8 protein-coding genes are annotated in these 11,630 nt (G+C 72.4%); all 8 read left to right on the forward strand.

Features of this window, described 5'->3' with window-relative positions:
- Window position 1: 1 nt before the first annotated feature.
- The 8 genes from nusA to AAFF41_RS33925 all read left to right on the forward strand — a co-directional run bounded on the left by nusA (window position 2) and on the right by AAFF41_RS33925 (window position 11,616).
- Window positions 2–1,024, forward strand: a complete 1,023-nt coding sequence (gene nusA / locus AAFF41_RS33890) for a transcription termination factor NusA (protein ID WP_054232831.1) — start codon at window positions 2–4, stop codon at window positions 1,022–1,024.
- 90 nt (window positions 1,025–1,114) lie between these two features.
- Complete coding sequence (locus tag AAFF41_RS33895) at window positions 1,115–1,393, forward strand: YlxR family protein (RefSeq protein WP_082417223.1); 279 nt, start codon at window positions 1,115–1,117, stop codon at window positions 1,391–1,393.
- Between the two features lie 147 nt (window positions 1,394–1,540).
- The gene (gene infB / locus AAFF41_RS33900) at window positions 1,541–4,696 is read left to right on the forward strand and encodes a translation initiation factor IF-2 (protein ID WP_143603085.1); all 3,156 of its coding nucleotides are present in this window, start codon (window positions 1,541–1,543) and stop codon (window positions 4,694–4,696) included.
- Between the two features lie 236 nt (window positions 4,697–4,932).
- Window positions 4,933–5,226 carry a DUF503 domain-containing protein gene (locus tag AAFF41_RS33905; protein WP_143609353.1) on the forward strand — a complete coding sequence of 98 codons (294 nt, stop codon included), beginning with the start codon at window positions 4,933–4,935 and terminating at the stop codon, window positions 5,224–5,226.
- Window positions 5,227–5,259: 33 nt separating this feature from the next.
- Window positions 5,260–5,715 carry a 30S ribosome-binding factor RbfA gene (gene rbfA, locus AAFF41_RS33910; protein WP_054232827.1) on the forward strand — a complete coding sequence of 152 codons (456 nt, stop codon included), beginning with the start codon at window positions 5,260–5,262 and terminating at the stop codon, window positions 5,713–5,715.
- Window positions 5,712–6,617, forward strand: coding sequence for a tRNA pseudouridine(55) synthase TruB (gene truB / locus AAFF41_RS33915; RefSeq protein ID WP_343325130.1), 906 nt, complete (start codon window positions 5,712–5,714; stop codon window positions 6,615–6,617). Before rbfA ends, truB begins: the two co-directional genes overlap by 4 nt.
- A gap of 269 nt (window positions 6,618–6,886) precedes the next feature.
- On the forward strand, window positions 6,887–10,546 hold the full coding sequence (locus AAFF41_RS33920) for a trypsin-like peptidase domain-containing protein (RefSeq protein ID WP_343325131.1): 3,660 nt from the start codon (window positions 6,887–6,889) through the stop codon (window positions 10,544–10,546).
- A 116-nt stretch (window positions 10,547–10,662) separates the two neighbouring features.
- A complete protein-coding gene (locus AAFF41_RS33925) occupies window positions 10,663–11,616 on the forward strand; it encodes a bifunctional riboflavin kinase/FAD synthetase (protein WP_067371263.1) in 954 nt (317 codons plus the stop codon).
- Window positions 11,617–11,630: the final 14 nt, after the last annotated feature.

The following is an 11,630-nucleotide window of genomic DNA, read 5'->3' on the forward strand; positions in this document are numbered from 1 at the left end:
CGTGGACATCGACATGAGTGCCCTGCGGGGCTTGGTGCGGGAGAAGGAGATCTCCTTCGACCTGCTGGTCGAGGCGATCGAGTCGGCCCTCCTCATCGCCTACCACCGCACCGAGGGAAGCCGCCGCCACGCGCGCGTCAAGCTCGACCGGGAGACCGGCCATGTGACCGTGTGGGCGAAGGAGGACCCCGAGGACCTGGAGGAGGGGCAGGAGGCGCGCGAGTTCGACGACACCCCGTCGGGGTTCGGCCGGATCGCCGCGACCACCGCCAAGCAGGTCATCCTGCAGCGCCTGCGGGACGCCGAGGACGACGCGACGCTCGGTGAGTACGCCGGGCGTGAGGGCGACATCGTCACGGGTGTCGTGCAGCAGGGACGCGACCCCAAGAACGTGCTCGTCGACATCGGCAAGCTGGAGGCCATCCTGCCGGTGCAGGAGCAGGTCCCAGGAGAGACGTATCAGCACGGGGTGCGGCTGCGCTCGTACGTCGTTCGGGTGGCGAAGGGCGTACGCGGTCCGTCCGTCACCCTGTCGCGTACGCATCCCAATCTGGTGAAGAAGCTCTTCGCGCTGGAGGTTCCGGAGATCGCCGACGGGTCCGTCGAGATCTCCGCGATCGCACGCGAGGCCGGTCACCGTACGAAGATCGCCGTCCGGTCCACCCGTTCGGGTCTGAACGCCAAGGGCGCCTGCATCGGCCCCATGGGCGGCCGGGTGCGCAACGTGATGGCCGAGCTGAACGGCGAGAAGATCGACATCGTCGACTGGTCGGACGACCCGGCCGAGATGGTGGCGAACGCGCTCTCCCCGGCCCGTGTCTCCAAGGTCGAGGTCGTGGACCTCGCGGCCCGCTCCGCGCGCGTGACCGTCCCGGACTACCAGCTGTCGCTTGCGATCGGCAAGGAGGGCCAGAACGCCCGCCTCGCGGCCCGCCTCACCGGCTGGCGCATCGACATCCGCCCGGACACCGAGCAGCCGTCCGACGAGACCGCTCGGCGCGGCGCGGACCAGCACCGGGAATAGTTCTGAGCCGTAGGTGGCTTAGATCACGACAACAACCGTTCGATTCTTGCCCCAAAGGGGTGAGGTCGGTGCGGGGAGGTAGACTTAAGAGTGTCTGGCCGGACGCGAGCCCGCGCATGCCCTGAACGCACCTGTGTGGGGTGCCGGGAGCGAGCGGCCAAGACTGATCTGCTGCGGACCGTGGCGGTCGAGGGTGAATGCGTCCCCGATCATCGCGGTACGCTGCCCGGCCGGGGCGCTTATGTGCACCCCGCCCTGGTCTGTTTCGACCTGGCGGTACGCCGCCGGGCGTTCCCAAGGGCGCTGCGTGCCCCGGGACCGCTCGACACAGCGGCGTTGCGCCTCTACGTCGAGCAGGCAACACCGTAAGGAGCGTCGTACGGAACCCCCGTGCGGCCCTGGTACCCCGCGAGTTGGAAGTAGGTCGAGATTGCGATGAGCACTCGATGAGCACGCGATGAGTACGCCCATGAAGTAGCGACGGTCCGGACGCAACCCGGACCTAAAAGGAGCGAAGTGGCTAAGGTCCGGGTATACGAACTCGCCAAGGAGTTCGGGGTTGAGAGCAAGGTCGTCATGGCCAAGCTCCAGGAGCTCGGTGAATTCGTCCGTTCGGCGTCCTCGACGATCGAGGCGCCCGTTGTACGCAAACTGACTGACGCCCTGCAGCAGGGCAGCGGTGGCGGCAAGCCCGCCCCCGCACGTAAGGCTGCCCCGGCGAAGCCGGGTGCCCCCTCTCCGGCGCAGGCTGCCCGTCCGGCCGCCCCGCGCCCGCCGGCCCCGAAGCCGGCCGTGGCCGAGCGCCCGGCCGCTGCTCCGGTCACTCCGGCAGCTCCGGCGGCTCCGGTCACCCCGGCTGCTGCGGGTCCGCGCCCGACTCCGGGTCCCAAGCCCGCCCCGAAGCCCGCTCCGGCGGCTCCGGCTCCGGTCGCGGCCGAGTTCACCGCGCCCCCGTCGGCTCCCGCGGCTCCCGCCGCAGGTCCCCGTCCGGGCGCCCCGCGTCCCAGCGGCCAGGCTCCGCGTCCGGGCGGTGCCCGTCCGGCCGGTGGTCCCGGTCAGGGTGGTCAGGGTCGCGGCGACCGTCCCGAGCGCGGCGACCGTCAGGGCGCCCCGCGTCCCGGCGGCCAGGCACCGCGTCCCGGCGCTCGTCCGGCCGGCCCGCGTCCGGGCAACAACCCGTTCACCTCTGGTGGCTCCACCGGTATGGCGCGCCCGCAGGCGCCCCGTCCGGGCGGTGCCCCGCGTCCCGGTGGTGACCGTCCCGGCGGCGCTCCGCGTCCGCAGGGCGCGGGTCAGGACCGTGGTCCCCGTCCCCAGGGCGGTCCCGGCGGCGCTCCGCGCCCGCAGGGCGGTCCGGGCGGTGCCCGTCCGACTCCGGGCGGCATGCCTCGTCCGCAGGGTGGCGCTCCGCGTCCCGGCGGTGGCCCCGCCGGTAACCGTCCCAACCCCGGCATGATGCCGCAGCGTCCCGCTGCGGGCAGTCCGCGTCCCGGCGGTGGCCCCGGTGGCCGCGGTCCGGGTGGCGGCGGCGGTCGTCCCGGTGGTCCCGGTGGCGGCGGCGGTCGTCCGGGTGGCGGCGGCTTCGCCGGTCGTCCCGGTGGCGGCGGTGGCGGTTTCGCCGGTCGTCCGGCCGGTCCCGGCGGTGGCGGCGGCGGTTTCGCCGGTCGTCCCGGTGGTCCCGGCGGTGGCGGCGGTGGCCGTCCCGGCTTCGGCGGTCGTCCGGGTGGTCCCGGTGGCCGTGGTGGCACGCAGGGTGCGTTCGGCCGTCCCGGCGGTCCGGCGCGTCGTGGTCGCAAGTCGAAGCGGCAGAGGCGCCAGGAGTACGAGGCCATGCAGGCCCCGTCGGTCGGCGGCGTGATGCTGCCTCGCGGCAACGGACAGTCCGTCCGCCTGTCGCGCGGTGCGTCCCTCACCGACTTCGCGGAGAAGATCGGCGCCAACCCGGCGTCGCTCGTCGGCGTGATGATGAACCTCGGCGAGATGGTCACTGCCACGCAGTCCGTCTCCGACGAGACGCTGAAGCTCCTCGCGGACGAGATGAACTTCGTCCTCGAGATCGTCAGCCCCGAGGAGGAGGACCGCGAGCTGCTCGAGTCCTTCGACATCGAGTTCGGCGAGGACGAGGGTGGCGAGGAGTTCCTCGTCGCGCGTCCGCCGGTCGTGACCGTCATGGGTCACGTCGACCACGGTAAGACCCGCCTTCTCGACACCATCCGCAAGACGAACGTCGTCGCGGGCGAGGCCGGCGGTATCACGCAGCACATCGGTGCGTACCAGGTCACGACCGAGGTCAACGAAGAAGAGCGTCGCATCACCTTCATCGACACCCCGGGTCACGAGGCGTTCACCGCCATGCGTGCCCGTGGTGCCAAGTCGACCGACATCGCGATCCTCGTGGTGGCGGCCAACGACGGTGTGATGCCCCAGACGATCGAGGCGCTGAACCACGCCAAGGCGGCCGACGTGCCGATCGTGGTCGCGGTCAACAAGATCGACGTCGAGGGCGCGGACCCGGTCAAGGTGCGCGGTCAGCTCACCGAGTTCGGTCTGGTGGCCGAGGAGTACGGCGGCGACACGATGTTCGTCGACATCTCCGCCAAGCAGGGTCTGAACATCGACCAGCTGCTGGAGGCCGTGGTCCTGACCGCGGACGCCTCGCTCGACCTGCGGGCCAACCCGGAGCAGGACGCGCAGGGCATCGCGATCGAGTCCCACCTCGACCGCGGCCGTGGTGCCGTCTCGACGGTCCTGGTCCAGCGCGGCACGCTGCGCATCGGCGACACGATGGTGGTCGGCGACGCGTACGGCCGTGTCCGGGCGATGCTCGACGACAACGGCAACAACGTCGAGGAAGCGGGTCCGTCGACCCCCGTCCTGGTCCTGGGTCTCACCAACGTCCCGGGCGCCGGCGACAACTTCCTGGTTGTCGACGAGGACCGCACGGCGCGTCAGATCGCCGAGAAGCGCGCGGCGCGTGAGCGCAACGCCAACTTCGCCCGCCGGGGTGTCCGGTTCTCCCTGGAGAACCTGGACGAGGCCCTCAAGGCCGGTCTGGTACAGGAACTCAACCTCATCATCAAGGGCGACGCGTCCGGTTCGGTGGAGGCCCTCGAGTCCTCGCTGCTCCAGCTCGACGTCGGCGACGAGGTCGACATCCGTGTCCTGCACCGCGGTGTGGGTGCGGTCACCGAGTCCGACATCAACCTGGCGACCGGCTCCGACGCCATCGTCATCGGCTTCAACGTCCGCGCTGCGGGCCGCGCGGCGCAGATGGCGGAGCGCGAGGGCGTCGACGTCCGGTACTACTCGGTGATCTACCAGGCCATCGAGGAGATCGAGGCGGCCCTCAAGGGCATGCTCAAGCCGGAGTACGAGGAGGTCGAGCTCGGCACGGCGGAGATCCGCGAGGTCTTCAAGTCGTCCAAGCTGGGCAACATCGCCGGTGTCCTGGTCCGCTCGGGCGAGGTCAAGCGCAACACCAAGGCGCGACTCGTCCGCGACGGCAAGGTCATCGCGGAGAACCTCAACATCTCCGGGCTGCGTCGCTTCAAGGACGACGTCACCGAGATCCGCGAAGGCTTCGAGGGTGGTATCAACCTCGGAAACTTCAACGACATCAAGGTCGACGACGTCATCGCGACGTACGAGATGCGCGAGAAGCCGCGGGCGTAAGCAGTGGCTCGAGCTGGCCGACGGTGAGAAGTCACCGTCGGCCAGCTTGCCGTTTGGAAGATCGCGCAGTTCCCCGCGCCCCTTTCAGGGACGCGGGGAACTGTGTGAACGGCCCCTCGCCGGTGCGGGGGCGAAACTCCGTCGAGCGAGCCAGGGGTTCGTTGTACGGTTCTGATGTCCCTGCCAAGCGCATTGGCAGGCCATCTATCCCGTACCGGCGGGACATCCGGTTACACATGTATGTGGGGACGCTGTCCTTCGACCTGCTCCTCGGCGATGTGCACTCGCTCAAGGAGAAACGCTCTCTCGTCCGGCCGATCGTCGCTGAACTCCAGCGGAAGTACGCGGTGAGCGTGGCGGAGACGGGCAACCAGGACCTTCATCGCAGGGCCGAGATCGGCCTGGCGGTGGTCTCCGGAGACACCGAGCACCTCACCGACGTACTGGACCGGTGCGAGCGGTTCGTCGCGGCGCGACCGGAGGTGGAGCTGCTGTCGGTACGGCGCAGACTTCATACAGACGAAGACTGACGGAACAAGCAAGGCGAAGAAGGAGACGGACCAGTGGCCGACAACGCGCGTGCCAAGAGGCTGGCGGACCTCATCCGAGAGGTGGTGGCCCAGAAGCTGCAGCGTGGGATCAAGGACCCGCGGCTCGGCACCCATGTCACCATCACGGACACCCGGGTCACCGGGGACCTCCGGGAGGCGACCGTCTTCTACACGGTCTACGGGGACGACGAGGAGCGCGCTGCCGCGGCCGCGGGCCTGGAGAGCGCCAAGGGCGTGCTCCGCTCGGCGGTCGGCGCGGCGGCGGGCGTGAAGTTCACACCGACGCTGACCTTCGTCGCGGACGCCCTGCCGGACACCGCCAAGACGATCGAGGACCTGCTCGACAAGGCGCGGGCCTCGGACGCGAAGGTGCGCGAGGTCTCGGCCGGTGCCACCTTCGCCGGTGACGCGGACCCGTACAAGAAGCCGGGCGAGGACGACGAGACGGACGGCGACGCCGCGGAATGACGCAGAAGACCAAGACGCCCGACGGGCTTGTCATCGTCGACAAGCCGTCGGGCTTCACTTCGCACGACGTGGTCGCCAAGATGCGCGGGATCGCCAGGACCCGCCGCGTCGGACACGCCGGCACCCTCGACCCCATGGCGACGGGCGTGCTCGTCCTCGGCGTCGAGAAGGCGACCAAGCTCCTCGGGCACCTCGCGCTCACCGAGAAGGAGTACCTGGGGACCATCCGGCTCGGCCAGGACACGCTGACGGACGACGCCGAGGGCGACATCACCTCGTCCACCGACGCCTCTCGGGTGACCCGGGAGGCCATCGACGCCGGGGTCGCCCAGCTCACCGGGCGGATCATGCAGGTGCCGTCCAAGGTCAGCGCCATCAAGATCGACGGCGTGCGCTCGTACAAGCGGGCACGCGAGGGCGAGGACTTCGAGATCCCGGCCCGCCCGGTGACGGTCTCCTCCTTCGCGGTGTACGACATCCGGGACGCCGTGGCCGAGGACGGCACGCCGGTGCTCGACCTGGTCGTCTCCGTGGTCTGCTCGTCCGGGACGTACATCCGGGCGCTCGCCCGGGACCTGGGCGCGGACCTGGGCGTCGGCGGTCATCTCACCGCCCTGCGCCGCACCCGCGTCGGCCCGTACAAGCTCGACTCCGCGCGCACCCTCGACCAGCTCCAGGAGGAGCTGGCCGTGATGCCGATCGCCGAGGCCGCCGCGGCCGCGTTCCCGCGCTGGGACGTGGACGCCAAGCGGGCCAGGCTGCTGCTCAACGGCGTACGCCTGGAGATCCCCGAGGAGTACGCGGGGGTGGGCGCGGTGGCCGTGTTCGACGCCGAGGGCCGGTTCCTCGCGTTGGTGGAGGAAGAGAAGGGCAAGGCGAAGAGCCTCGCCGTGTTCGGCTGAGGCCGAGGCGCAGGCTGAGGGTGAGGCCCGTTCAGCTCGGGCGCCTGCCCATGGAGCGGCGGTCACGGGGTTTCGTGCCCGCCGCTCCACGGTCCCCCTCGGTTCCCCCACCCAAGGGTGTATCCATCCGCCCTGCCCTATTCACCCCTTCGGGCAGGCGCTCGGAGTGAACCGAGGGAGCGGAAGGGGGCGCGTTTCTCGCGTGATCTGTCCCGCTGATCATTTGGCGCCTACCGTCGGAGGAAGGACCACGGCGGGGAGGTTCGAGCATGGCGGGACGGGGCCTGCGGACCGGGAACGAGCAGACACCGGACGATGCCCGCCGCGCGCGGGACGAGACTCTGGTGCGCGTCTGCGACCTGGCCGGACGTCCGCGCGGCACGGGTTTCGTCGCCGACCACCACGGCACGGTGATCACCAGCCACGAGGCCGTCGACGGTCTGGCCCGCCTCGTGCTGCACGCGCCCGGCGGCCGCAGCTGTGTGGTGACCGCCGACGCCGTGACCCCGCTCCCCGAAACCGATCTGGCGCTCGTACGCACCGAGGGCCTCGGTCTCGACCCGCTCCCGGTCACCGTGCGCGAGCGGGTCGAGACCGGCACGTATGTCCGGATCCCCGCGGGCGGCTGGCGCGAGGCCCGGGTGCTGGGCAGCACCACCGTGACGTACACGGCGACCGATCGCCTCCATCTCCTGGACGAGGCGCTGGAGTTGGCGATCGGCACGGCCGGTGCGGACGCGCTCCGGCTGGGCGGTGGGGCGGCCGGGGGACCGGTCCTCGACGCCTCGACCGGAGCGGTGATCGGGGTACTCGGCACCGCGCTGCACACCGAGCACCGGGCCGCGGGTTTCGCGGTCCCCCTGCGCACTCCCGGCGTCACGGGTCCGCTCGCCGAACTCCTCGACCGCAACGCCACCACGGTTCCCGCGTACGGGGCCGATCTCAATCCGGCAGGTGTACTCGCACTCACGGCGACCTCGGTGGGCTCGGACGGCGCCGGAGCCGCGACCTCCCCGGGCACCGACGGCGTGGCGCCCGCCACCGTCGAACGGGCCGCTGTCGTACGGGAGTTCACGGCCTTCGAGAGCGGGTCGGCCGCCGTCCTCGGACTCGTCGGCCCACCCGGCAGCGGCCGTACGACGGAGCTCGCGGTGCTCGCCGCCCGCCGCACCCGGGGCACCGAACCGGCCCCCACACTCTGGCTGCGCGGCGCCGACCTGCTCGCCACGGACACCTCCGTCGCCGACGCGGCCACCCGGGCGCTGGAGCGGGCGGGGCGGATCGTGGCGGCCCCGGAGGAGGGGGCGCACCGGGGGCCGGGGGTGCTGCCGCCCGGCGGGTACGACGGAGAGCTCGGCGACATCGGTCCCGACCGGCTGGCCCGGCTGGCAGGGGCCGCCGGACGGCCCCTGCTGCTCCTGCTCGACGGACCGGAGGAGATGCCGCCCGACCTCGCCGACCGGCTGCCCGAGTGGACCGCGGGCACGGCCGAGTGGCTGCGGTCGAGCGGGGCGCGGCTCGTCGTCGCCTGCCGCGCCGAGTACTGGGAGCTGGTGGGGACCCGGTTCCCGGCGGAGTCGCTGCACCGGGCCGGCGCCGACCCGGAGCTTCCGCCCTGCGTCCGGCTGGGCGACTTGACCGAGGAGGAGGCGCGGCGGCTGCGGTCGCGGGCCGGGATCCCCGAGGACGCGCTGGTGGCCGCCGACGCACGGCATCCGCTGACGCTGCGGCTGCTGGCCGAACTGCGCGCCGTGCTGCCGGACCCGCCGGCCCGGCCACTCCACCGGGAGGAGGTCTTCACCGCCCATCTGGACCTGATGTGCCTGCGCGTCGCGGTCCGGCTCGCGGCGGCGAACGGGCTGCGTGGCACGGCCGTACGAAGGCTCGCCGCCCAGGTCTCCGGCCAGGTGCACGAGGCCGCGCGGCGCTGTCTGGGGCCCGGCCAGGGCCGGCTGGACCGTGTGTCCTTCGAGGCCGTCTTCCCCTGGGGGCCCGCCCCCGGAGGCCGCCCGGGGAGTGTCTCCGGCTGGGCCTCCGCCGTCCTCACCGAGGGCCTCCTGGTGCCCGCCGGGAGCGGCTACCGGTTCGCCCACGAGGAGCTCGCCGACTGGATCCAGGGCACCCACCTGGACCTGGACCCGGCCCTGCACGCCCTGGTCCACCGGCGCCGCGAAGCCTGGCGTACCGAGCGGGTGCCGGCCCCCGTACACCCATCCGCCCAGAGCGGTTCCGTGCCCGTCCCGCGCCACCGCATCGGCCCCGTCGTGCAGGCCCTCCTCCTGCTGGCCCGGCACCAGGGCGCCGGTGCGCTGGGCCGCCGCCTCGCAGACCTCGTCGAGGCCGTCGACGACCTGCTGGCGGAGGAGTCCATCCCGGCCGGGGACGATGACCCGGCCGGGGACGATGGTCCGGCTGCGGACGGCATCTGGTGGGCCACCCACCTCCTCGTGGACGTCCTCGTGCGCGTGCCCGACGCCACCCCGTACACCCGGGTGCTGAGGCTGCTCGCCGAGCGGATCGTGGCGTGGCGGACCGAAGGCCGGGGTGTGCCGGCGGAGTTCGGGCCCTCCTTCTGGGAGGCGCTGCCGTTGCCGGAGGCGGAGCGGTTCGATCTGCTCAGGCGCCTGGTCGTGGCGGACGGGGCGCCGCGACAGGCGAGCCCGGCCGAGGGGTCCCGCGCCGCCTCCGGCGCCCACCGCCGCCGTCCCGCGGAGGCCCCGCGCCACCTGGACGCCGTCGCCCGACTCCTCGCCGCCGACCCCACGGCCGTACAGCCCCACCTCATCCCCTGGTTCGACGACGACCGGCCGCTGCCCGCGACGCCTCACGCGACCGTGGCGACCGCCGCGCAGGCCCTGCTGTACGCACACCGGCGGCGCGCCCTGGACGACCTCACGGAGGCCCTGATCGACCGTGCCCACCGGCGTGGGGACGAACTGCTGGCCGCGCTCGCCGAGGAGGAGCCCTCGGCCGTGTGCCGCGCGGTGGACCGGTGGGCGCACGACGAGCGCCCGGCCCGGCGGGTGGCGGCGATGGTCTACGGGCTGCGCGCCGCGCCGCACGTACGCACCGAGGCCGACCGCGAGCTGCTGCGCTTCGCGGCGCTGACCCTGCTCGCCCGCCCCGCCGACCGCATGCTGCACGGCGCCGCGCTCGGCCTGCTCGTACGGGACCCGTGGACCCGGGCCCGGCACCTGCCGCAGGCGCTGGAGCGCTTCGCCGCCGGCGATCCGCAGCTGCCCGCCAGTGCGCTGGTCGCGGCCCTGAACACGCATCCCGACCCGGTGCTCGAAGCCTTCCGGGTCCGGCTGCGACGGCCGGGCGCGGACACCTCGGAGGCATTGCGCACGCTCGCCGACGTCACCACGCCCGCGCTCGCCCGCCGCGTCGGCGTGCTGGTCAGGGAAGTGGTGGAGCTGTGCCCCGAGGCCGCCGGGCACGTGGCCGCGTATGTCGACCGGCGCCTCGAACATGGTTCCGCGGCACGATCTGTCCTCTTCCCGCTGGTCAGCGGTCTGCTGGTCGGCTGCCCGGCTCCGGTGCGGGCGGCCCTCGCGGTCGTCCTGGCGGCGCCGGGCAGCCGGGACTGCGGCCCGTTGCGGCGCGAGCTGCTGGACCTGCTGCTCGCGCACGAGCAGGACCCGGCCGTTCTCGACACCCTGCTGCGGGCCGCCGCGGACGGCGCGGCCCGCCGGGGCGAGGAACTCACCCGGGAGCTGGTGCACCGCACGGGCCTGCTCCTCGTCCGCACCCCGGCCGGAGCCACCGGATTCGACCGCGGTCTGGTCGAGCTGGCCCGTCGGGTTCCCGGCTTCGCGACCCTGATGGCGCGCTGGCTGACCGACTCCCCCGACGAGTGGGCGGGGGTGGTCGGCCCGGGCAGCCGCCGCATGATCGAGAACCTCGCCGGGCCACGGGTTCCGGCCTGAACCGTGCGCGATGCGTCACACCCCGATGCCGATGCGAACCGAGCGCACTCGGCATGGCACCCTTAGAGCTGCGAATGAGGCAATCACGGACACGGGTTCGACAAGGAGCGGTCACAGTGCAGCGCTGGCGTGGCTTGGAGGACATCCCCGAGGACTGGGGGCGCAGCGTCGTCACCATCGGTTCCTACGACGGGGTGCACCGCGGACACCAGCTGATCATCAAGCATGCCGTGGACCGCGCGCGTGAGCTGGGCGTTCCCTCCGTCGTGGTGACCTTCGACCCGCACCCGAGCGAGGTCGTCCGCCCCGGCAGCCACCCCCCGCTGCTCGCCCCGCACCACCGCCGCGCCGAGCTGTGCGCCGATCTGGGTGTGGACGCGCTGCTCATCCTCCCCTTCACCACCGAGTTCTCGAAGCTGTCGCCCGCCGACTTCGTGGCCAAGGTCCTCGTCGACAAGCTGCACGCCAAGGCCGTCGTCGAGGGCCCGAACTTCCGTTTCGGCCACAAGGCGGCCGGCAATGTCGACTTCCTGCGCGAGCAGGGCGAGACGTACGACTTCGACGTCGAGGTGGTGGAGCTGTACGTGAGCGGTTCCGCCGGGGGCGGTCAGCCGTTCTCCTCGACCCTGACCCGGCGGTTGGTCGCCGAGGGTGATGTGGAGGGCGCGCGCGAGATCCTGGGCCGCCCGCACCGCGTCGAGGGGATCGTCGTCCGCGGCGCCCAGCGTGGCCGCGAGCTCGGCTTCCCCACCGCCAACGTCGAGACCCTCCCGCACACCGCGATCCCCGCCGACGGCGTCTACGCCGGCTGGCTGCACGTCGAGGGTGAGGCGATGCCCGCCGCGATCTCCGTCGGCACCAACCCGCAGTTCGACGGCACCGAGCGCACGGTGGAGGCGTACGCCATCGACCGCGTCGGCCTCGACCTGTACGGCCTGCACGTCGCCGTCGACTTCCTCGCCTACGTCCGCGGCATGGCCAAGTTCGACTCCATCGAGGCGCTGCTGGAAGCCATCGCCGACGATGTGAAGCGCTCGCGCGAGCTGATCGAGGCCTACGACGGGGAGTGACTCGTCGTACGGCA

The organism is Streptomyces mirabilis (assembly GCF_039503195.1).
GTDB classification, from domain to species: domain Bacteria; phylum Actinomycetota; class Actinomycetes; order Streptomycetales; family Streptomycetaceae; genus Streptomyces; species Streptomyces mirabilis_D.